The organism is Ferdinandcohnia sp. GQ5, assembly GCF_059759275.1.
On record NZ_JCAXEW010000002.1, the window covers coordinates 1 to 22,964 of the forward strand.

Consider the following 22,964-nt stretch of genomic DNA (forward strand, 5'->3'; position numbering starts at 1 on the left):
CCATTGGTCTTGGCATTTTTTTATGTTAGTTAAGTAGCGCACTTCTTATCATTTTTTGATACAATCGGCTTTAAATGAAATCATAACAAATAGTAAATTGTTTAAAATTTCACCAAAAGAGGGACAAACTATGTATCCATTTAAACAAACTTTTTTTGCAATCTATTTCTTCGCTACACTTTTGATAATCGGTGGATGTTCACAGGAGGAAAATCAACCTAATAACAATATTGAGAACATCACAAAAACGACTGAGGAAACGGAAATTAATCGTGATGAGGATACCCCATCCCCTACCGAAAAGCAAGAAAAGGCAATTCATTCATTATCTGAACTTACCGTTCATTATATGGATGTTGGTCAAGCTGATTCAACCTTACTACAATATACGGATAAGGGTGAAGAATATACTATCTTGATTGATGCAGGGAATTGGAACAGAGACGATGTCATACATTACTTACATTCCCAAAACATTTCCGAAATTGATATCGCAATTGGTACACATCCAGATGCAGATCATATTGGTCAACTCGATAAAGTTATCAGTACGTTTAGTGTAGGAGAAGTATGGATGTCCGGAAATACGAGTACATCCCAAACGTTTCAGAGGTTACTTCAAGCGATCGATCAAAACGAGGTTGATTATTATGAGCCAAGACGAGGCGATGAATTTAAAGTTGGCCCACTCCAAATTGATATTTTATATCCGATCTCTGTTTCAGAAAATGACAATGAAGAATCTATTTCGCTAAAGCTCACGTACGGAGAGGTTTCTTTTGTTTTTACAGGTGATGCAAGTCGAAATGATGAATTACGGATGATAAATGGTAGTATTGATGTAGACGCTGCTATCCTTCATCTGGGTCATCACGGTTCAAACACTTCTACTCACCCTGCTTTTCTAAAAGAAGTGAGTCCAGACATTGCAATCTACAGCGCTGGAAAAGATAACAGCTATGGGCACCCACACAAAGAAGTGGTCGATCTAATTCTAGGGTCCAATATTAGACTTTATGGAACGGATGTACACGGGACGATTATTGTTAAAACGGATGGCAAAAACTATGAGGTGTTGACCAAAAAGGACGGTAAGATTACTCCCCCTACTTCTGGACGTGTACCTTTATCAAAGCCAGAACCAACAAAAAAGGATAAACAAGAGCCCGGTGATAAATGTATGAATATAAACACAGCTAGTTTTGAACAGTTACAAGAAATCATTCATTTAGGGCCAGCACGTGCAAAGGAACTGATCAACCTACGGCCTTTTACATCCATTGATGAGTTATCACGCATAAAAGGAATTGGTCCGTCAAGAATGGAAGATATAAAAGCACAAAATCTAGCTTGTGTAGGAGGATAACATGAAAGGCTATTTGGATCGAATCGAAGAAAATCGACATGCAGTTATTATAGTAGAAGAAATCAATAAGGAATTCATCATTCCTTTCAATCAATTACCTAAAGAATCATCAGCAGGATCCTACTTTGACATTAGCATCGAAAATGGAAAAATCATTTCCATAACACTAAATGAGAATGAAACAATCTCACAACAACAAAAAGTAGATGATATGATGTCTAAAATCCGTAAGAAGAATTTCGGAAGCAAATTTAAGAAAAATTGACTTGAGTGCCTATCCCTAATGTATTAATCCATTAGGGACAGGCGTTTTTCTTAGAAAAAATCATTTTTATGTTGTTTTTCTGATATATTTTTAGCGGAATTACCAGATACCATAGATAAAATGAATGCGATGTATGAATGAAACACATTTTACGAATTGCGAAAATTGCGTTATGATTAAAAAGTCACAGGAATGTCACATCATCTAACGTTTTAAGGCGAAATACATAATAGATGCACTTTACCAACAAGGTTTAGATTTCATATGAATTGTTTCTTTTACTAGATAACTAGGATATTAGAATACACATGAATTTGGTATAAATCAGTTAATGTCTTCCCCTTTTAAATGTGAATATGTGAACATTTTCTCGATATCAGTATATTAAAACCAGGTAATACTTAGTGAAAATTCAACGATGAAGGAGAATTGAAAATGTCAGAAGTATTGATTCAAGAAAAAGAGGCTACAGGCACAGAAAAAGAATTACTTGATCAATTATTAAAACCTGAAGTGCAAGAATCGCTCACTACTTTAGTCGAGCAACTACCAAAGTTAACAGAGGCTGTAAATCTCTTAACAAAAACATATGATTTAGCTCAATTAGTGGCTACTGACGATGTTCTAAAAAATGATACAGTCAGTGCAATCAAAGAAATTTCTGAACCTGTTATTGGCTCAGTTAAATCAATTGCTGCTACTGCTATTGAAGCAAAAGACCGTGCTGAAGCTTCAAATGAAGTGATCGGGCTATTTGGTGTATTAAAATTATTGAAAGATCCAGAAGCACAAAAAATGTTACGTTTTGTAAGCGCATTTCTAGAAGTTCAAGCTGAACGTAAAGCTTAATTAATAATCAGTACCCTTTTTATTACTTAGTAAGGACGGAGGATAAATCATGTCAAAAAAAATCGTCATCTTAGGTGCAGGTTACGGAGGTTTATTAACTGCTCTAACATTACGTAAATATGCAAGTAAAGAAGAAGCGCAAATTACAGTGGTGAATAAATACCCTACTCACCAACTTATTACAGAATTACACCGTCTTGCGGGTGGTACAACAACTGAACGCGCAATCTCTTTCCCGTTAACAAAGCTTTTCAAAAATAAAGATGTCAACGTGGTAATCAGCGAAGTAACGTCTTTCTCAGTAGATGAAAAAGAAGTCCAACTTGCTGATGGTTCTGTTTTGGATTACGACAACTTAGTCGTTGCTCTTGGTAGCCAAACTGGTTTCTTTGGTATCCCAGGTCTTGAAGAAAACAGTTTTGTATTAAAATCAGTTGAAGATGCAAACCGCATCTACCAACACATTGAAAGCAAAATTGCAGCTTATGCGGAATCTAAAAATCCAGCAGATGCAACAATTGTAATCGGTGGTGGTGGGTTAACTGGTGTTGAACTAGTTGGAGAAATCGTAGACCACTTCCCTGAAGTGGCTAGAAAATATGGTGTTGACTTTAATGACCTAGACATCAAATTAATTGAAGCTGGCCCTAAAATCTTACCAGTACTTCCTAATAACTTAATCGAGCGTGCTACTGAAAGTTTAGCTAAACGTGGCGTTGACTTCTTAACTGGCTTACCTGTTACAGGCGTTGAAGGAAATAAAATTTCCCTAAAAGACGGTTCAACAATTGAATCGAACACATTTATCTGGACAGGCGGCGTTGCTGCACTTCCAATCGTTCAAGAATCTGGCCTTGAATGTGATCGTGGTAAAGCAGTTATTGACGAGTATTTGCGCTCTAAATCACATCCAGAAGTATTTGTGGTTGGTGATGCGTCTGTGGCACTTCCAGCAGATGGGGGTCGCCCATTATATGCGCCTACTGCACAAAATGCATGGCAAATGGGTGAATCATGTGGATATAACCTTTTCGCTATCCTTAAAGGACAAAAGCTCGAAGAATTTAACCCAATCAATTCTGGAACGCTTGCTAGTCTCGGACGTAAAGACGGCGTAGCTTCTGTTGGTGGAAACAATATTCCTTTAAAAGGTCTTCCAGCATCCTTGATGAAAGAAGCTAGTCATGTTCGTTACTTATCTCATATTAAGGCCCTTTACGGTTTAGCATATTAAGATTTAAATTAAAGGCTCTTTTCTAAAAGATTGTTGCTTTCTGATAATAAAGGCAAAACTAGTTGATTGGAGCGTAAGCTGGCGACTCCTCGAAAATGTATTCACATTTTATTCGTGCGTGGGTTATTTCAAAGAAGCAAATTCAATGTCCAGCGGGAAAAGCGTGGGACTTGAGACCCCGCAGGAGCGGTAGCTACGAGTCCAGTTTCAGCGGCTAGAAACTCGAGAAATTTCAACTCCTCCTTCAGAGGCAAAATACGCCTCTTTGTCGGAGTCTCCGACGCACAGGAAGTGCTAGTGCCGACTCCGCCACAGGACGTGGCGCTTTAGTCGGCCAATTTTCTCGTTTCTGTCAAGCCGCCTCCACATTTCGTTGAGGAGGCTCAAGCCACGCCCGCGGAAAGCGTCCACCTGAAGCGGAAGTCAACGATATAAAAAACAACAAAGTCCGCGAAAACAGCCAAATTAAATAACTATAGAAAGCCAATTTTCTTGAAAATTGGCTTTTTGTATTAGGATCATGGGGCGTTGCTGGAGTATATGTTGTAAAGTCTATGTGTATCTTGTTATGCCGCTATTGATAATAAGAGTTGCGTAATTACCTAAATACTTGCACATGATAAAAGAGACCATATTAATCAAGGGAGGAACTGCGATGAACTTTAAAAGTAAATTACAAGAAGCTCAAGATATTATCCATACGGCACATCATCATTTAAAACAAGTGAATTCGAGTAGTCCTGAATCAGAGGCATGTCATTTTGCCCAAAGTGAACTAGAAAAAGCGCAACAAATTATCCAACAGGTTCAACAACAAATACATAATTAGATTAGAGATTGAAAAATGGCTGGGACAATTTAATCCAGCCATTTGAATTTATCATTCATTTTTTTGTGGTTGAGTTGGAATTTCAAAATCAGGATTTATTTCTTTTGCAATTTCCGTTGCAAGATCGTAGTTTACTTCAAAAGGATTCAGTTTTAATTCAGAGGAATTTTGAAACGAATTTTGGGCTTGCTGAAATCTCTTTTGAACTTTTTGATTAATCCGGCTATTTCTACCTCCAAATAAACCAAGTATAGTTACACCTAATATAGAAATCCATATCCACATTCTATTGTTTCGTTTTCGTTTGAATATCTTCAGTGATTTGTTACCACTCAAGCTATTAAGTACGGATGACAGTAGTTGCATATAGTTCATAACTCTTCCCTCCTCACTTTATTGTGTGGAGTAGAGCAAACAATATATGTGGAAATAATTAAAAACCCTTGAGTGTATGATTCAAGGATAAGATCAAATAATAGGGATAAAACCTCAGAGGTGATCCTTATGGATGTGAAAATCTTTCGGGCGATACATCAATTGACAGGTCGTTCTTCATTAATAGATCAATTCATGATACTTGTTTCAAACAAGGTTCGTTATGTATATTTCTTAATTTTGATTGTGATGTGGTTTAAAAAGTATCCATATAGACAAATGACGAATAATGCTGTCATTTCTGCATTTATTGCACTAATTCTAAATCTCTTCTTTAAGTTATTTATTTCAAAACCCCGACCTTTTTTGAAAAGTCGTGTTGGAATCTTAATTCCTTCAAAGATTGATTCTTCATTTCCAAGCAAACATACCCTACTCGTTTTTGCAGTTTCGACTTCGATTTTACTATATAATCGTGTTCTAGGCTCAATCATGACTGGATTGGCTGTACTAACGGGTTTTTCGCGAATTTGGGTAGGACATCATTACCCATCTGATATAATTGGAAGTGCCCTTCTAGGCTCAGTAACGAGCATGTTTATTCACCAAAAATCAAGAGAAGGAAATGTAAAAGCCTTTGCTAAATGATATACTAGCCTTCATTTGAATAACCACTACTAAAATGACACCAAGCCTCATAAATGGTGTCTTTTTTCGAGACATCATGTACGTTCACAAAAGGGGAATGGACTACTCCAACTTTTTCTCAAAACAGTCAACAACCTTCCCTTCCAACTCGCTTTTTCCATAAAATGAATATCCTACTGATCTCCAAAACCTTTTTGCCTGCTCATTGTTGTCTAATACACCAAGTCGAATCTTCTTGAAATGTTGTTGTTTTAGACTTTCTTCAAAAGCAACATACGCCTTTTTTCCGTAACCTAGAGAATGATAAGCACCATGGATCATAAATAAACCAATCCAAGGATGATTGTCTTTTGGGTTATGATCTAAAAAATCAATTATTCCAATAGGTTCTTCATTCATCTTTATTAAATAACTATTTGTTGTTGAGTTGAGCAGTTCACTTCTTACTTCTTTTATTGTTCTTACAGGATTGCCGTTTTCTATCATGTTGTATGTCGGATTTGAGTTCATGATGTCTAATGCCAGGTTTAATGATTCTTCTGTGATTGATTCGAAGTTCATATTTTGAGACTCCTTTTTCACATAGTTGTGCCAGGTTACCTACTTTCTCTCCCCTTCCATCTACTTATACATTACTTCGAGTTGTAGTCCTTCTCTATTTTATTGATTTAAGAATAAAAACTTCAACCTCGTTTACTAGTATACGTAATATGCTATAATTTGGAGTGTAAAATAGAAGTTAGAGGTGACCACTCTTGGCGATTCATGTTGTACTTTATCAACCAGATATTCCGGCTAATACTGGAAATATTGCACTCACTTGTGTAGCAACGGGTTCAGCCTTGCATTTAATTAGACCACTTGGCTTTTCAACAGATCCGGAAATGTTAAAAAAAGCAGGCATCGATTTCTGGAATGATGTGAACATCACGTATTATGATTCATTGGAAGACTTTTTTTCAAAAAATCAAGGTGAATTTTACTTTATAGAGACGTTTGGTGAAAAAACACATACAGGCTTTGATTTCAGTGATGAAACGAAGGAACATTATTTTATGTTTGGAAAAGAAACAACGGGTTTGCCGAAAGATTTACTAGAAAAGAACAAAAATCACTTTTTGAGAATACCCATGAACAATCATGTTCGTTCACTCAATCTTTCAAGTACTGCTGCGATATTGGTATATGAGGCATTACGCCAGCAAGGATATCCGAATTTGAAATAAAAAATCTTCCGTTTTGGAAGATTTTTTTATGGGCCAAGTGGATATGAAATTCCCCTTAACTTCTCCTTCTTCTTATCATCGCAATTACTAAAAGGATGATTGGAAAGATGACTTGAAAGGGTAAGTGAAGCAACATAGGAACAAATTTGTAACCCTCATGTAAGTGTTCAGCAAAACTACTAGCCATCGTTATGGATAATAATAAAACAACCAAAGCCATTGGATAACATAAGCGTGTATGACTTTCTATTGAGAACAAATTGGTAACCCCTGTGACAACCGCATAAAAAAAGATCCCGATTTTAAAAAATCCCCCAATAATTAAAGCTAACATAAAAAAGATATCGAGTCGTTCAATAAACTCCGCTACTTGAATCATTTGAATGGTAGCCAGGAGTGGAAATGGTGCACGAGATGTCAGATTAACACCCAACACACTAATGTTCATTAACATGACAAGCGTTAGATTGATCCCACTTAAACCGATTGCACATAAACCGGCAATCCTTGCTTTACGTGTATTATTTAAGTAAGGAAAAATCATCGCAAATACAACACTCTCTCCAAATGGAAAAAACAAAGTCTGAGTAAATGCTGCTTTTACAACAGGCATAATGCCTTCACCTAATATTGGCTTTAGGTTGTTTACATCAATTAAACCAGAGATCACAATGAGGATAAATCCCGTTACCGCTAGCACATACATGATGCTAAAAAGCAGTTCCCCTGTTCTCCCTAATACTTCGATTCCTTTTCGAACCCCATATACTACTACGATAATTAAAAGTGCATTGACAATAAATAATGGTGTTTCTGGATAGGCGAATGTCACCAGCATTACACCAAAATCCCTTAATACTCTTGCTGCTAGATAAGCAAAATATAAGATGTACATAAAAGCAAGTAGCTTCCCGAGTGGTTTTCCAACAATTATCTGTACATACATGGTTGGTAATTTGTCGGGGTAATATTGATAGAGACGGAAAAAGATAATAAAGAGTATCATTCCACCCAACATCCCAAGGAGAACGGCAATCCAAGCATCCTGCTTAGCGTCCATTGCAAGTGGCAGAAGTAATGCACTCCCTAATTCAAACAGCAAGACAAGTACAAATAGCTGATAAGAACTGATTTTTGCCTTCTCCATGTGACATGCTCCTTATTTCTATTTACGATTTTCCTCTATTTCGGTAAGGAAAGATTTTGTACGTATACCCGTCCGTCGCACAAACGCATCTACTTTGACATCCACGACTAATTCTGGAAAATACACTGAATTCCAGTCAGACTTCAACTTCTTCCAAAGCTTTGGATCGGCGCGTTGCACTACTTCACCAAATCCAAAAACATCCGATTTATTTTTTTGGGCCTGTTGTATGGCCTCTTGGATTTCTTTCTTAATTTCCTTTTCAACTTCTTTTTCGATCTTAACTAATATAAATGGATCTGTTAAATCGACTGGTACTTCTATTTCCCCTATATCACCTTCAGCACTTACATCTATGGTGATCAAAGGTTTCTCATTATTAATCTTGGACAGGACTTTGGTTTTTTGGCGAATCACTTCGTATGCAATGGCTTCTTCATATCCTTGCCAATCAATATTCACATCTGACTTTTCAATTTTATCCAAAATCCATAAAGTGCCTCTTGCCGTGCTCCCTTGTAACCAATCAACCAGCTTTCCGTCTCTAAAAAGAGCTATTCCTTCAGCTTCAATAACCGCTTTAGGGGTCGTTTCTTCAATGTTTGCCATTTTCATAGCCTGATCAATTTCACCTTTAATTCGAAACCCCGTAATTAAAGGCTCTTTCCCATCTGATACTAGGTTATTAAGTACTTCTTTCATATTCGCACTTAAATTTGTTCCCAAGTTTTTTTCTGTTAACTTTAGTGTTTTAATCACTTTATTGGAAGGGATTTTATCAATTGGAGTTATTGTTCTTACAATATCTTTTGCCTCCATATCTTGAGCAATGATCACCTCCGATGTAATTCGAAATTCTGGGTCACGGTCCATAGCATCAAAAAGTTGAAGAATTCCATCCTCTCGTGCTAGTCGCTCACCAACAACTACTAAATTTGTATGGGCATAATATAATCTTCGTGATATGCCGGTGGAAAACTTCCTACTAACTTCAATAAGGTTAGTTCCTGTTTCACTATACACACTAATTGGTGGGCCAAAATTTGATCCACCATCTTGCTGTCCACCTGTAACATTCCCAGGATTAATTACTTGAATCGTACCTACGTATTGCCCCTTATCATTTTTATCGATACCAAAAGCAGAAATTATCGCGATGTCAGTAAGCTCCTTCTTGCTCCAACAACCCGAAAGGAAAATAAGGACAGAGAATAAAATGAGAAGAACAATACCTCTATTCATCTTGGTCACCTTTTTCTTGATTAGACTTAAGCATGCCGCGTCCTATAGGCGGCTCAGGTTTCTGGTCTTTTCCTACGCGATTCATATTTCCTTCACTGATCAATTGTGGCCGCTTCTTTAGTGCCCACCATGGTAACCGGAAAAAGGTATCCGCGTTCTCCTTCAGAATAAATGGAGCCATTGGTGTCATATAGGGAACACCAAATGAACGCAAGCCACTAAGATGAATCGTAAGCATAATAATCCCTAAGATAATTCCGTAAAAACCAAATGTAGCTGCAGCAATCATAAATACAAAGCGAACCAATCTTGCAGAAATCGCCATCGCAAAGGATGGAGTGGCGAAACTAGCTATTGCTGTCATTGCCACCACAATGGTCATGGCTGGTGAAACAATTCCCGCCTGAACCGCTGCTTGTCCAATTACAAGGGCTCCAACAATAGAAATCGCAGAACCTACTGCCCGCGGCATTCGAATTCCGGCTTCTCGCAGAATTTCAAAAGTGACCTCCATAATGACAGCTTCTACAAATGCCGGAAAAGGTACAGCTTCCCTTTGTGCCGCTACAGCTATTAATAACTGTGTCGGAATCATTTCCTGATGAAACGTGGTCGCAGCAATATAGGCTGCAGGTGCAATAATCGAAATTGAAAAGATCAAAATCCGTAAAAAACGTAGGGCCGTCGCAATATCAAATCGCGCATAATAATCTTCTACTGCCTGAAAAAATTGAATAAAAACAGCGGGTGCAATTAATACAAAAGGAGTCCCATCTACGAAGATGGCAATTCTCCCTTCAAGAAGATTCCCTGAAACCGTATCAGGTCTTTCCGTATGATAAAGTGTTGGAAAGGAAGTAAATGTTTGGTCCTCAATAAACTGTTCAATATATCCAGACTCAAGAACACTATCAACATCAATTTGATCAATCCGTCTACGGACCTCTTCGACAATTTTCTCGTTTGCAATTCCATTTATATACATAATGGCAACGTCTGTATTCGTCACCTTGCCCAACTTCCTTGCTTCCACCCACAAATTTGGTGACTTGATACGCCTGCGCACTAAAGAGGTATTCGTGATTATCGACTCTGTAAATCCATCCCGAGGACCACGCACCGTCACTTGACTAGTCGGTTCCTCAATCGAACGTCTATCGCCGCCTCTTGTATCAACAACGAGCACCTTCGTTTTTCCATCTACAAGAATGATCGTTTCCCCATCCATTAACGCGGAAAAAAGTTGTTCCCAATCATTGGCATTTCTTATACTCCCAAATGGCAAAGCCTCATCTTCAATTACCTCTAATGGATCTTGTTGAATTAGCTTCTCCTGCAAAGCAGGACTTTTTATGATGGATTCAATTAAAAAATCTTTTATGGACTGGCTATCGACAAGCCCGTCTATATAGACAATCGCGGTTTGAATCTTTGGTTGTAGCCCGATGCTAACATTTCGAATAATCACATCAAAACTATTACCTGTTTTATTTTTAATCACATCAAGATTATTAGATAATCGTACATCAATGGAATCAGGAATATCCTGTTCTGATGGCGGTTGCGTTTGGTTTTCATTCGTTGTGTTACTTTTTTTATGTTTATTCTTGAAAAAACCAGGCATTTTTGTAAAACCTTTCTATTCTATAGTATTAACTGTTCTGCCCAGTAGATTAATATTTATACCTTGTCATATAAGCCTTATAGAAAGGAAATAATAATTTGAAAAAAGGTGTGTTAAAAATGAAGATAATCGGGATTACTGTATTGATGATGGGCTGTCTAATGAGCTTCTCGTTTTGGCTAGATTATCTGGAGGGTTTCGACCTGCAAACAGCTTTCAGAAATGCAACAAGTCCCTTTCGAGTCATGGATCCTGCTGAAACGCTTGTTTTTTTGTTTTTTATCTTGTTGGTGCTAATCGAAATCATCGTTTATTCATACAAGAAAAGAAAGGGAAAGGCGAAAGCTGGATAAGAAAGGTTCTTAGCGGTTCCTAATGCAAATTTTCTTTATAACATGAACCCTTTAAAAGCACACAAAAAAGCAGCCTAGAAAACTAGACTACTTTAAATTTCAATGTTTTAAAAAAATTATTGGCCTTTTACTCTTTTTACAAACTTAGTTAATGTTTTTTTAAGCTGGTCTGACCCCGAACTCGGCCGAAATTCTTGGTTATCAATCACTAACGGAGCACCTATTACAACTAATGGCGCACCATACTTTGGCATTTGAGCAGCTTGTTCAATCGATAATCCTCCGACAGCCTGAACTGGAATGGAAACGGCCGATACAACATCTTCTAAGCAATCAAACGGTGAGCGTTCTGGGTCTTCTCCTCTTTCATCAAAACCCGTATGAACAATAATGTAGTCAACACCATTTTCCTCAAGCATCTTTGCACATAATACTTTGTCAGATGAAGCCATGATATCCCCCATTACTTCTACACCATAATCCCTTGCTGCTTTTACAACTGCTCGGATGGTCGCTGGATGAGCAACACCCATGACAACAACATGGGTAGCTCCAGCCTTAGCCATCATTTCTACTTCCAAATAGCCACCATCCATTGTCTTTAAGTCTGCAACAATCGGCTTATCGGGAAATCTTTCCCGTAGTTTTCTTACTGCATGTAAACCTTCTGCAAGTAGTAATGGGGTTCCTGCTTCAATCCAATCAACCCCAGCCTCTATAGCGATTTCCGCCATTTCTATAGCTTCATCAATGTTCGTTAAATCGAGTGAAATCTGCACAATTGGTTGCATCTTCAAGCCCCTCTACTAATTTCTATAGAATTTAAAAAAGGAAAAACGTTTTTACTCGTAAGCTGCCTTCGGAAACTGTGTTGCATATTTTCCTCCACTCACATCAATTAGAGTGCCGGTAATATACCCCGCAAAATCGGATGCTAAAAAACAGATAAGTTGTGCGATGTCCTTTTTCTCTCCCCATCTTCTTAACGTTAAGCTGTCTAATAACCGCTCTTGTTGTTCTTGTGGCAACTCGGAAAAGTGATTGAGAGTGGTCGGAATCATTCCAGCGGCATAGCTGTTAACCGTAATATTCCATGGTCCTAACTCTCCAGCAAGCACGCGAGAAAATTGTTTCACTCCAGCCTTAGAAGACGCGTATGCAGCACTGCCAATACTTGGGATAATCGCTGCAAAAGATGCTGAATTAATAATCCGACCGAATTGCTGCTTTTTCATAATGGGAATAACAGATTTGCACATCAGGTACATCCCTTTTAGATTTACATCATGACAGTAATCCCAAACCTCTTCTGCTAATGTTTCAACTTCTCCGTTCCCAGCAACACCTGCATTGTTAACCAACAGGTCAATCCTGCCATACTTTTGCACCGTCTCACGAATCACTTCAGAAATCCTAGTACTATCAGTAACATCACAGTCAAAAAACAAACCCTCTAATCCTTGTTCTTTAAATTCTTGTGCTAACTGGTCAAGATCATCTGGGAATACATCAATCCCCACTGTTTTAACCCCTTCTCGGGCTAAGGTCAAAATGATTTCTTTCCCAATTCCTTTTCCAACACCCGTAACGACTCCTACCATCCCATGTAAATCAATCAGCACATCGACCATCCTTTCCTGATGACGCTTATCCTTTTACTGCCCCTGATGTAATACCACTTACAATGTATCGTTGTAGAAGCAATGAAATAATCAAGATTGGTAGCGTAATGATGACAGCAGCTGCCATTAGAGCTCCCCAATTGATTTCTGAATAAGAGATAAAATTAAAGACGGCAATTGGTAATGTCTTCGTGTCATCCCCAGCTAGAACTAAAGCAAACATAAAGTTATTCCACGATAGGATAAACGACATCATAGAAGCTGTAATAATTCCTGGTGAAACCAATGGAAGCAAGACCCTAAAAAATGCGCCTTGCAATGTACAACCATCTACTCGAGCCGAATCCTCTAGTTCTTGTGGCAGTGCTTCAAAGGAAGAAATCATTATCCAAATAATAAAGGGCAAACCTACTAACATATGACTTAATGTTAATGCCGTATAAGTGTCGACTAAGCCAAGCTTTGAGAAAATGATAAACCAAGGAATCATAAACGAAATACCAGGAATGATTCTAGCTATTAAGATAATGACTCCAAATTTATGAAGCTTATATTTTGCAATTGCATAGGCTGCTGGTAATCCCAACACCAATCCAAGAACGGTTGAAGCAAAAGCAACAATAAAACTATTTACGATAAACTTAATAAAGTCATATTGCGCAAAAACTTCAGTGTAGTTTTTAAAGCTAGGTGTAAAAATAAAAATGGAGTCCGTAGACATGATTTGAGCTTGGTTTTTAAGAGAAGCAATGAACATCCACACAAATGGGAATAAGAATACTACACTCACAAAAGCGATTAAAACATAACGTATAATCTCCATTCTCCGTTTATGCTTCATAATGTCACCTCCGTCTTCTTACGGAAGATCAAGATTAAGCAACTCATTATCAGCACAATCATAAAGAATACCATTAAAATAGCGCTCGTATATCCTAACTTGAAATACTGAAATCCATTGGCAAAGCCGTAAATATTTAAGGTTTCCGTTGCGTATCCAGGTCCACCTTGTGTCATGACATAGATTAAATCAAAATGCTTCACCGCATCAATGGAACGTAGAAGAACTGCTGCGAATATGGTAGGAGCCATTAGAGGTAATGTGATTTTCCAAAAAATTTGCCATGCATTAGCGCCATCAACAGCCGCCGCCTCATAATTTTCATTCGGTAATTGAGAGAGTCCGGCTAATGTGATTAACGTAATCATGGGTGTCCATTGCCATGTGTCTACCATCGCAATTGCCGGCAATGCCTGTTTTGGTGACGCAATCCATAACTGTGGATCAATTCCAAAATAACCTAAGAATTGATTCGCAAACCCGATGGATGGTTCGAAAATTAATAACCAAACTAGTCCGATTGCAACCGGTGTTGAAACCATAGGAAGTAAAAATAAGGTCTTTACGAGATTACTACCTTTAAAGTTTCTAAAAAATAAAAGTGCAATCGCTACCCCCAATACGGTTTGAGTAACAACTGCCAAAATCGTAAAATAAAACGTTCTAAAAAAGGCTGGCCAAAACCGTGGATCATCAAAAAAGATTTTCTTAAAATTGTCTAAGAACACCCATTTCGGCGGTGAAACGCTCGACATGCTCCAGTCAAAAAAACTTAAATAGGCTGTATATCCAACAGGAAATACAATCATAATGAGAACAAAAAGTACGGAAGGCAACGTAAAAATATACTTAAGATGTTTTTCAATCCAAAGTTGAATGATATTCATCCCCCTTCTATGTATCGCGATAAAGAGGATAGAGGGGTATTAACATTTAGTAATACCCGCTCTTTCCCATTCAATTTTTAATTTTCATCATCTAATAATTGCTGGAACTGTTTGTTGGCTTCTTTTGCAGCGGCTTCTACATCCCCACCTTCAATGCCCGTCACAATCGCCGTACCGATCATGTCTCTTGCCTCATTTACTTTAATAACTAATGGACGGTCATATTCTTTTCCTATCTTATTCGACTCAGAGATGACTTTAACGAGCTCTTCAGGGAACGCCTCTGTTCCTTCTGGTGAATCCCATACAGATTGTCGTGGTCCTGGAACACTCTTCTTTTGTAACTCAGCTACAATGTCTTTACTTGTTGCCCACTTGATAAATTCCCACCCAGCATCTTTGTTTTCGGATTTAGCATTCATCGCCACGCCCCATGACGTAACGTTGTATGGCGTTTGTCCTTCTGGTCCTTCTGGGAATACGGCAAACCCAACCTTTTCACCTACAACTGATTTTTCAGGATCTAGTAGGTTTGGATAAATACTATCAGCATCTGTGTACATAGCTGCTTTACCTTGTGCAAATAAACCAGCAGCTTGAGGCCAACTCATATTTAAGACGCCTGGAGGTCCTGCATCCTTTAGTAAATTACCGTAAAACTCAAAAGCTTTAATCGCTTCTGGTGTATCAATCGCAGCTTTTCCGTCTACGATAAAGTCCCCACCAAAACCGTATAGATAGCTTGAGAATTGAGTTACAGCCGCAGCACGTTGTCCGCGTGATACCATTCCGTAAAAGTCATTGGAAGGGTCATTTAATTGTTTTGCAATTTCATATAGATCATCTAATGTTTTTGGAGGTTCAATATTATTTTCTTCAAAAATATCTTTTCGGTAATACAAGATTTCACGTTCAGTAACGGTTGGAATACCAAAAATCTTTTCACCGTCTTTTAAAGAATTAACGGATGACTCTGTAAAATCACTTAAATCCCAGTCTGAATCACCTGTATAACTTGTTAAATCAGCAACCCACCCATTGAGATTAAAGAGTTTTCCTTCTTGCAGCGGACGAATCATAAATACATCGATACTATCAGAACCTGCAGTAAATTCTGTTGTAAGTTTTTGAGTTAATTGGTCCTCAAAATATTTTTCTAGCTTTACTTTAATGCCTGACTCCTGTTCAAACTGAGGAATTAATGGTTCGATTGCTTCTGTCCATGGATGGTTCGCAGCAATAATCCTTAATTCAACGTCTTTGTTCTTATTGTCATTTGAATCTGATGATGGCTCTTCTGAAGCTGGAGCATTGCTGCTACAAGCAGCCAGTAACCCTACGAACAATCCTAAAACCAGTAAAAAGCTAAGCCCCCTTATTTTTCTCACTCGCTTTTCCCCTTTCATACGTAATATGGTTAAGACGTAAAGCGCTTACATTTAATAGTCCTTACGTCAGTTACCCGATAAAAAATATTCGTCTACTTTTCTCTTTAAAAATTCAACAGATTCCTTCATTTCCCCTAAACCATTCACCCCATCTTCGATTGAAATCCATCCAGAAAAATGTATGTTGGCTAATAGTTGAAAAATACCATCATAATCAATAATACCCTTCCCAATGACACCATGTGCTAATCCCTCTGAATATCCTTGTACCAAATGATTCTCGATATCTTTCATGGAATACCCCTCTTTTAAATAACGATCACTGGCATGCATGGTAATTAAGCGGGACTTTACTTTCTCCAGTAACGCTAATGGGTCATCACCTGCAAAAACAGCATTTGATGGATCGAAGTTCACGCCAAACCAATCAGATGATATCCCTTCCACAATTTCTAAATAGATATCCGACTTCTGGGCAAATTCCGGATAAATCCAGAAACCATCTTTGTAATGGTTTTCCATGACGAGGTAGACTCGCTTACTTTCTGCATAGGGAAGGAGCTCAGTGATACAATCAATGGTCCACCTAATTCCGTCCTCCCTTGATACCTCAGGTCTTCTTTGCCCAGATAAAACCCGACAGCTTCTAAAATTATCTGGTCCAAGAATGGCCATGGCATCAATCATTTCTTTCATCTTGCTTATTTCTTGTTCCCGAAAACCTGGATCGGGATGGGTAAAATCTGGTGATGCACACATCATTGGAATCACTAGATTCACTGAAGCAGCGGCTTGCTTCACCTTCTCCAAATATGACTTTTCAGTAGATTGTAAGAATGTAGGATACATTTCCATTCCATCTGCACCAAGTGTTCCTGCTTGCTCAATCCATTCAAACACATTCATTTTTCCATTAGATAAATCATCGATATACCCTTTTGGGAAAACTGAAATTCTGACTCTGTTTTCGTTCATTGAGTTCTCCTTTTCGATTGTTTTAGTTTGGTACAATAACAGATTTCGCGTGTTTTAACGAATCCATTTCATCGAAGGCATTTTGCCAATCATTTAGTGAATAGACCTTTGCCATTGGTAATGGGTCAATTTCTCCTTTTTGCATTAATAGCAAGACCTTTTCCCACATCGGATACGTATGGCTAAAGGACCCTTGCAGTCTAGCCGCTTTTTGAATCAGTGGATCAAGACTAAAGCCAATGGGTTCAGGTCCCCATCCAATCTTTGTAATTTGCCCAGCAGGTCGAACAATCTCAATACTCTGCTTTAACGTTTGACTTACACCAACCGCATCAAGCACTAAATCAGCACCAAAACCATCTCCGTAATTGGTTATTTCACGTACAACATCTTGTTTCTCTGCAATAAGTACCTCATCTGCACCAAATTGTTTCGCTACTTCTAACCGGTTTGCATCTTTTTCCAAACCAACAACTGTCAATTTTCCTGGTGCAAACAATCTAGCAATCTGAATACACATTAATCCGATAGGCCCCGGCCCAAACACCACAACATGATCGCCGGGTCGAATTCTCGAATGATGGGCGACCGCATTATATGCTACACATGAAGGCTCCGTTAATGCTGCTTTTTCGAACGGAATCCCATCTGGTATGTGGTGAACGATGGCTTCACGTGTTTTCACATACTGAGCCATGGCTCCATCAGCTAAAACACCAAATCCTTTTCGGTCCGGGCATAAATTATATAGTCCTGATTTGCAATAAATACAGTTCTCACAAACATATGAAGGCGTCTCACTGACAACGCGATCTCCCTTTTTAAATTGGGTTACTTCATAACCTACCTCTTCAACGGTTCCTGCAAATTCATGTCCTAAAATGACAGGTCGTTTTACAGCAAAGCCTTGTATATCATGATACATATGTAAATCACTTCCACAGACTCCAACAGCTTCCACTTTCAATAAAATGTCTTTTGGTCCTATTTTAGGAATCGGTACTTCTCTGATTTCAACCTTATTTTTACCAGAATCGTAGTTTACAAGCGCTTTCACATATATCACCTTTTCTTCGTTAAATTTTAGGAGAAGAAGAGTTTCCTACAGAGATTTCAGGTTCGATGAAAAGTTGAACGATTTGATGTTGACCTTTCCTATTCATTTGTTCTAATAGCAAACTTGCTGCACGTCTCCCAATTTCACGTGGAGATTGTACTATTGCAGTTACTTTGGGTATGATGATATCCCATTCATATTCTAACTCTCCAAATGACACAACCGTAAGTTGATCTGGAATGGTAATCTTGTAATTTTGACACGCCTTTAATACACCTGCCGTCATATTATTGTTTGACGAAATGATGGCTGTAGGCACGATTGTTTTCGATAGAAAATATTCTATTGCTCGTTGACCTCCTTCATAGGTAAAATCACCAAAAAACTGGTGTTCAGTTGTAAGGCCATACTTCGTTAGTGACTGCAGAACACTATCGTACCTAATTTTTCCGTGAACAGTGTTCAAATCTCCATGAATGACACCTATTTCTTTATGCCCTAATTCATGAAGGTAAGTAACTAATTTTTCCATGCCAATAAAATTATCGTCTGCCACTATATGAACAGGCAGATGAGGGATGGGTCGATCAACAAGGACCATTGGAATGTTTCTTTCGACTAACGAAAGAATATCTTCGTTGACTTGACCAGTCGAACAAAGAATAATTCCGTCAACCCGTTGCTCGTAAAAAAGTTGTAAATTTTTTCGTTCATTAGTAGGATTTTCATTTGTGGAGCTGATGATAAATAGATAGTCTTTCTCAAAGATAACTTCTTCAATACCTTTGGCCAAAGTCATCTGGAAGGGGTTTGTAATGTTAGATAGAAGAACAGCAATTGTTTTTGAGACGGATGACTTCAAACTTCTTGCTATCATGTTTGGGGAGTAGTTTAGGGCTTTTATTGCTGCGTTTACTTTGTTCTTGAGTTCAATATGGACGTTACCAATATTATTTATGACTTTCGATGCAGTACCAATAGACACACCAGCTAATTCTGCAACATCTCGTATCGTCACCTTTTTAGTCATGGTATACTTCCTATTTTTTATTAATGAAACGTTTCATCGAATAGAGCATAACAACGAATTAGAATATTGTCAATTAACTAAAAATTATAAAAAGAACTGATTTCGACCACTGATTAATTTGATAATACCTTTCAAATCAGGCTTGCCTGCTACATCATATATTTTTAAATGAGATATAAATTTTTTCATAGACTGATTTCGACACTTAAACAAGAAAAAATGACATTATCACTTTTGGATAGTGTAATTTAATAATATTTATGTAATTTATAGTTATTCTTTGCTTAGACTTTACCTAAATGAAAGATGAATCCCATAGAACTCAAAATATTTAATTTAAACCTGAAATTAGTAAGAATCAAGTAAACGAACCTTTTAATACCTCGATATAGATTTGATAGATTTCTACTTAAAAAAAGTGCATCACTCCTTGCGTTCCATTGCTTTGAACACAAGGAGTAATACACTTAATTAGTCTACACTTATTCTTATGGGACAAGGGACCTTTCCCTCTGTCCCATGAAAATAGGTAATTTTTCTAAAAAAAGGATGTCTTTTCGGTCTGCTGCGTCACCTTCCGCAAGGATTGCTGCTTTTGCAACAACATTACCACCTGCTTTTGCGACCAGTTCTTCTAAAGCTTTTATGGATTCTCCAGTACTGATCACATCATCAATTAAGGCGACTCGTTTCCCTTTTAGCAATTCTGCATCTTTACCATCAAGGCACAGTAATTGTTCTTTTTGCGTTGTTATAGATACCACTTGATTCACTAAAGGTTCTTCCATATAGGGTTTCACGCTTTTACGGGCAACAATGTAATTCTTCATATTTAATTGCTTTGACAATTCATAGACTAATGGGATTCCCTTTGCTTCTGCTGTTACTAGGTAATCAACATCTGTCAGTTTTTCAGCTAATAACGGTGCTGTTGCCGACACAATTTCGGTATCTCCTAAAATGACAAAACTTGCGATACTCAATTCGTCTGAGATTGGAATAATAGGTAACTCTCTCTTGATACCCGCAACTGTTAATTGATAAGTTTCCATCTTACTACACCCCTATTTGATTAGATTCCAAAGATTCCAAGTAAAAATTCCATAATAACTCCTGCTAATAATCCAAAGAACGGGTCGGAAATAGCTGTAACAATAATTGTAACTGCTGCAACAATCGGAGAACCTGGTTCTGTGCCAGTAAGAGCTGCAGTCGCATTGCCTGGTAACGTAACAATAGCACCTAATACAAAAAGGAAACCAGCAATAGACGCACTCGGCACATATTTTCCGATTTTCGGTAATAGTTTAAAGAATAAAATTCCTGCCATAATGGCCATCGTTAAAACACCAGCCCAAACGGCGTGAGGAGCTGATGCAGTAGCCGAAATAATTACTTCGACAGGTCCTCCACCAAACAAGGCAGAAACCATGTCTGCTAAACTACTGATGATTGTTAGGGTATCAATATTTACATCTTGACCAGCAATTTCACCATTGATTTTTCCAAATGCAATATTGGCACCGATATTTAAACAAACAAGCGCTAACGCTCCGCGAATGACAGACGGATTAAGAATAAATTTCTGTAATTTGATCTTATCTTCGATCACGTTTTTTGTAACGGCTTCGCTTTCTTTCTTTGTAAAGTTATACACAATACTTGAAAGGATGACAGAAATTGTGATTGTATAAACTAAATCCTTCGTAATGATATATGTTAATAATGCACTTGCAAATGATGTTACTCCAATGATTCGGTCATTCTTTGACATATCCCATGCGACCTTCGCAAGCATGAACCCAACGCCCGCCATCATTGCATTTGTAATAACTGGACCAATCCATCCAACAATTTGTTCCATTAAACCAAATAAACTAATTATAACTAATAAGATTGCACCATAGAAAATGGAAGATAGGCGTTCTCGCATATCCTTCCCCATTGTTCCAGCAACAGCAATCGTTTCTGCCTGAAACGATACTACTGCTACATTGCTTGTCAAGCTATTCCCTACCGCCCCAACAACAAAAGCTAGTGCGGTCGGCACGGACGCAAATCCGAATGAAAGAGCAAGTAAACCTTGAGGTAAACCGTTTAATACAACACTGAATGCTGCTAGTATGTCTTTAAGTATGTCTTCCATGTTTCTTCTCCTTTTCCCCAAAAAGCTCTCTCACTACAGAAAAGAACCGTCCAGTATATACTGAACGGTTCAATTAAAAGTAGTACCGTCCATAGTAGAGTGATTTACGGCCACTCTGTAGAGACTCCCAGACCATATTACCAGGATTATACGGGGATTATTTTTTATTAAATATCGAACGATAAAAAGATTATACAATAAAACGTTCGTTATTTAAATAAAAAAATGATGCATCCGAAGAAATTTACGGAAGTAATACACAAAATACTAATAATAACAGAATATGGCAAAAAAACTACATTCGAATTCTTTTCCTTAATCACTACCCCCACCACAGCTTGAGCAAGAACTGCTGCAAGATGAGACAGAACTACACGAACTACTTGAACCTGAACCACAACTTGTGCAACTTGATGAACTCACACTACTAATCTTCATGTAGCTTGAAAAGTCATCATAATGAAAATAAGAAACAGATAAGAATGGAACGAGCATGGCGTTGAAGTTTTTTTGAATTTTACTTTTTCTCATCTTTTCTTGTACAACACGTTTTTCATAATCTTTGACGCCATTTGCTGTTTTTTTCATAGAGGAGATCAGCGAGAGTATGGTACTTAAATAGTGTCTATCACTCTTAAAATACTTATCTATCAGTTCGTTTTCTGATAAAGTTTTAAACTCCTCAACGATAGTTGGATTTACGGGATGTCTGAAAAACCCCTTATACAAATGGATGTTCTCTTTTCTAATGAAAAAAAGCTCAGCATATACCCAATCAAAGAAACCTCGCAAGTCGGGATCAGATATTTTAGTTACATTAGGACTGTGATGCAGGATACTACCCGCATATTTTTTTGAAAAATCATCATACTCACGTGTAAACATAAGCATCTCATGCCACAGGTCATCAACTTTGTTGCTGAACATTGGCGATTCTTTTAATAGAGAAGTCAAGATAAAGTAGCGCTTTAAATCAAGTAGACGCCAGTTGTATTCATTTTCTTTTAACTTTTTATCTTTCATTACCCGCTCTTCTACATGTTTCATATAGCTTTTACTGAGTGATTGATCCAAGTTCTCACTTAGTTTCTTTAGCCCTTTTAGCGGTTTTGTTTCAATTGATTTAGGAGATAAACCATATGTAAATGAGAGTTTTTTATGTAAGACTAAAATAAACAAAATAACAATTGCAAATAGGACGATCCACTCCATCAAATTCCCCCTTTATATTAGGTTATATTTAAAGCTTCAGGTGTCCACTACTACTCCACCCAGCTTATGCCGATGTTTTATTTACGTTAACTTGCTGGAAAAGTTTCACTTTTCGAATCGTGACCAATAAAAAACGCCTGGTTCGGATAACCAAGCATTCACCTTCATTCTAATAATGATTTATACTCATCAACATCATCAAACTCTGTACCAATATATGCGGGTGTGGCATCGACATTTTTCAAAGTGATTGGTTTGCCATTATTTAGTTTCTTAACGATTATATCAAATGAGTTGTCCCTATTTAAGGTAATCTCAAACTCCTGCATTTCGCCGTTTATATTATACAAACCATCTTTTATCTCCTCATAAGTTCCCTTATCTACTTCCCTGTTATCAATATATTGAACAAAACTATGATCTTCAGGTTGAAATGTCATTTGAACAATATATCCATTCACATGTTCGCTTTGATAAGCACCTCTGAAAGGTGGGGTCGTTTTAGGTATATAACCTATTATTGTCAAAATCAAAGCAAGTGCTACTACTAATACACCCACTGTCTTTTTACTCATAAAATATCCTCCTGCATATAGAAAGGCAAACGGAGATCTCCGTTTGCCTCTATTTTATAGGCTCTTTTCTAAA

Annotated in this window: 25 protein-coding genes and 1 riboswitch; of the genes, 8 read left to right on the plus strand and 17 right to left on the minus strand. The window is 37.7% G+C overall.

Annotated elements, in window-relative coordinates; all coding sequences use genetic code 11:
- Window positions 1-130 precede the first annotated feature (130 nt).
- The 5 genes from AC6CHV_RS02035 to AC6CHV_RS02055 all read left to right on the plus strand — a co-directional run bounded on the left by AC6CHV_RS02035 (window position 131) and on the right by AC6CHV_RS02055 (window position 4,543).
- Window positions 131-1,366: an MBL fold metallo-hydrolase gene (locus AC6CHV_RS02035; protein ID WP_341331529.1), complete on the plus strand. Its 1,236-nt coding sequence runs from the start codon at window positions 131-133 to the stop codon at window positions 1,364-1,366.
- A gap of 1 nt (window position 1,367) precedes the next feature.
- A complete protein-coding gene (locus tag AC6CHV_RS02040) occupies window positions 1,368-1,631 on the plus strand; it encodes a DUF3006 family protein (protein ID WP_341331528.1) in 264 nt (87 codons plus the stop codon).
- Window positions 1,632-2,066: 435 nt separating this feature from the next.
- The gene (locus AC6CHV_RS02045) at window positions 2,067-2,480 is read left to right on the plus strand and encodes a DUF1641 domain-containing protein (protein ID WP_121446038.1); all 414 of its coding nucleotides are present in this window, start codon (window positions 2,067-2,069) and stop codon (window positions 2,478-2,480) included.
- 49 nt (window positions 2,481-2,529) lie between these two features.
- Complete coding sequence (locus tag AC6CHV_RS02050) at window positions 2,530-3,714, plus strand: NAD(P)/FAD-dependent oxidoreductase (RefSeq protein ID WP_341331527.1); 1,185 nt, start codon at window positions 2,530-2,532, stop codon at window positions 3,712-3,714.
- A 655-nt stretch (window positions 3,715-4,369) separates the two neighbouring features.
- Entirely contained in the window at window positions 4,370-4,543 is a 174-nt protein-coding gene (locus AC6CHV_RS02055; protein WP_165918131.1) for a hypothetical protein, read from the plus strand.
- A 51-nt stretch (window positions 4,544-4,594) separates the two neighbouring features.
- Here the strand turns inward: AC6CHV_RS02055 and AC6CHV_RS02060 are convergent, their stop codons facing one another.
- A complete protein-coding gene (locus AC6CHV_RS02060; protein WP_341331526.1) occupies window positions 4,595-4,918 on the minus strand; it encodes a hypothetical protein in 324 nt (107 codons plus the stop codon).
- Window positions 4,919-5,047: 129 nt separating this feature from the next.
- Between AC6CHV_RS02060 and AC6CHV_RS02065 the strand changes: the two genes are divergently transcribed.
- Complete coding sequence (locus AC6CHV_RS02065; protein WP_341331525.1) at window positions 5,048-5,566, plus strand: undecaprenyl-diphosphatase; 519 nt, start codon at window positions 5,048-5,050, stop codon at window positions 5,564-5,566.
- A 102-nt stretch (window positions 5,567-5,668) separates the two neighbouring features.
- Here AC6CHV_RS02065 and AC6CHV_RS02070 read toward each other — a convergent pair whose 3' ends face one another.
- Window positions 5,669-6,127 carry a GNAT family N-acetyltransferase gene (locus tag AC6CHV_RS02070; RefSeq protein ID WP_121446033.1) on the minus strand — a complete coding sequence of 153 codons (459 nt, stop codon included), beginning with the start codon at window positions 6,125-6,127 and terminating at the stop codon, window positions 5,669-5,671.
- A gap of 194 nt (window positions 6,128-6,321) precedes the next feature.
- On the opposite strand from AC6CHV_RS02070, the gene AC6CHV_RS02075 reads away from it, so the two are divergent.
- Window positions 6,322-6,792: a TrmH family RNA methyltransferase gene (locus AC6CHV_RS02075; RefSeq protein ID WP_121446032.1), complete on the plus strand. Its 471-nt coding sequence runs from the start codon at window positions 6,322-6,324 to the stop codon at window positions 6,790-6,792.
- Window positions 6,793-6,847: 55 nt separating this feature from the next.
- Here AC6CHV_RS02075 and AC6CHV_RS02080 read toward each other — a convergent pair whose 3' ends face one another.
- The 3 genes from AC6CHV_RS02080 to AC6CHV_RS02090 are packed head-to-tail and all read right to left on the minus strand — an operon-like array spanning window position 6,848 to window position 10,805.
- The gene (locus AC6CHV_RS02080) at window positions 6,848-7,939 is read right to left on the minus strand and encodes a GerAB/ArcD/ProY family transporter (RefSeq protein WP_121446031.1); all 1,092 of its coding nucleotides are present in this window, start codon (window positions 7,937-7,939) and stop codon (window positions 6,848-6,850) included.
- Window positions 7,940-7,957: 18 nt separating this feature from the next.
- Window positions 7,958-9,181 (minus strand): Ger(x)C family spore germination protein, encoded by a 1,224-nt coding sequence (locus AC6CHV_RS02085; protein WP_121446030.1) that lies wholly within the window; start codon window positions 9,179-9,181, stop codon window positions 7,958-7,960.
- Window positions 9,174-10,805, minus strand: coding sequence for a spore germination protein (locus AC6CHV_RS02090; RefSeq protein WP_498077972.1), 1,632 nt, complete (start codon window positions 10,803-10,805; stop codon window positions 9,174-9,176). The genes AC6CHV_RS02085 and AC6CHV_RS02090 overlap by 8 nt, the downstream gene beginning before the upstream one ends.
- 119 nt (window positions 10,806-10,924) lie before the next feature.
- On the opposite strand from AC6CHV_RS02090, the gene AC6CHV_RS02095 reads away from it, so the two are divergent.
- Window positions 10,925-11,158: a YczF family membrane protein gene (locus AC6CHV_RS02095; RefSeq protein ID WP_121446165.1), complete on the plus strand. Its 234-nt coding sequence runs from the start codon at window positions 10,925-10,927 to the stop codon at window positions 11,156-11,158.
- Between the two features lie 116 nt (window positions 11,159-11,274).
- On the opposite strand, the gene AC6CHV_RS02100 is transcribed toward AC6CHV_RS02095, so the two are convergent.
- From AC6CHV_RS02100 to AC6CHV_RS02155, 12 genes are all read right to left on the minus strand, one after another.
- Entirely contained in the window at window positions 11,275-11,949 is a 675-nt protein-coding gene (locus tag AC6CHV_RS02100) for an orotidine 5'-phosphate decarboxylase / HUMPS family protein (RefSeq protein ID WP_498077973.1), read from the minus strand.
- A gap of 51 nt (window positions 11,950-12,000) precedes the next feature.
- Window positions 12,001-12,780 (minus strand): SDR family oxidoreductase, encoded by a 780-nt coding sequence (locus AC6CHV_RS02105; protein WP_498077974.1) that lies wholly within the window; start codon window positions 12,778-12,780, stop codon window positions 12,001-12,003.
- Window positions 12,781-12,805: 25 nt separating this feature from the next.
- A complete protein-coding gene (locus AC6CHV_RS02110; protein WP_498077975.1) occupies window positions 12,806-13,621 on the minus strand; it encodes an ABC transporter permease subunit in 816 nt (271 codons plus the stop codon).
- On the minus strand, window positions 13,618-14,508 hold the full coding sequence (locus AC6CHV_RS02115; RefSeq protein WP_498077976.1) for an ABC transporter permease subunit: 891 nt from the start codon (window positions 14,506-14,508) through the stop codon (window positions 13,618-13,620). The genes AC6CHV_RS02110 and AC6CHV_RS02115 overlap by 4 nt, the downstream gene beginning before the upstream one ends.
- 77 nt (window positions 14,509-14,585) lie before the next feature.
- Window positions 14,586-15,896: an extracellular solute-binding protein gene (locus AC6CHV_RS02120; RefSeq protein WP_498077977.1), complete on the minus strand. Its 1,311-nt coding sequence runs from the start codon at window positions 15,894-15,896 to the stop codon at window positions 14,586-14,588.
- 66 nt (window positions 15,897-15,962) lie between these two features.
- Entirely contained in the window at window positions 15,963-16,871 is a 909-nt protein-coding gene (locus AC6CHV_RS02125; protein WP_498077978.1) for a TIM barrel protein, read from the minus strand.
- 22 nt (window positions 16,872-16,893) lie between these two features.
- Window positions 16,894-17,928 (minus strand): zinc-binding dehydrogenase, encoded by a 1,035-nt coding sequence (locus AC6CHV_RS02130; RefSeq protein ID WP_207899841.1) that lies wholly within the window; start codon window positions 17,926-17,928, stop codon window positions 16,894-16,896.
- 19 nt (window positions 17,929-17,947) lie between these two features.
- Window positions 17,948-18,958, minus strand: a complete 1,011-nt coding sequence (locus tag AC6CHV_RS02135) for a substrate-binding domain-containing protein (protein ID WP_498077979.1) — start codon at window positions 18,956-18,958, stop codon at window positions 17,948-17,950.
- Between the two features lie 488 nt (window positions 18,959-19,446).
- Window positions 19,447-20,010 (minus strand): phosphoribosyltransferase family protein, encoded by a 564-nt coding sequence (locus AC6CHV_RS02140; protein ID WP_341331515.1) that lies wholly within the window; start codon window positions 20,008-20,010, stop codon window positions 19,447-19,449.
- 20 nt (window positions 20,011-20,030) lie between these two features.
- Window positions 20,031-21,104, minus strand: a complete 1,074-nt coding sequence (locus AC6CHV_RS02145) for an NCS2 family permease (protein WP_341331514.1) — start codon at window positions 21,102-21,104, stop codon at window positions 20,031-20,033.
- A 72-nt stretch (window positions 21,105-21,176) separates the two neighbouring features.
- Window positions 21,177-21,278, minus strand: a riboswitch (purine riboswitch).
- Window positions 21,279-21,419: 141 nt separating this feature from the next.
- Window positions 21,420-22,316, minus strand: coding sequence for a UCP032817 domain-containing protein (locus AC6CHV_RS02150; RefSeq protein ID WP_341331513.1), 897 nt, complete (start codon window positions 22,314-22,316; stop codon window positions 21,420-21,422).
- A 164-nt stretch (window positions 22,317-22,480) separates the two neighbouring features.
- On the minus strand, window positions 22,481-22,891 hold the full coding sequence (locus tag AC6CHV_RS02155; protein ID WP_341331512.1) for a hypothetical protein: 411 nt from the start codon (window positions 22,889-22,891) through the stop codon (window positions 22,481-22,483).
- Window positions 22,892-22,964 lie beyond the last annotated feature (73 nt).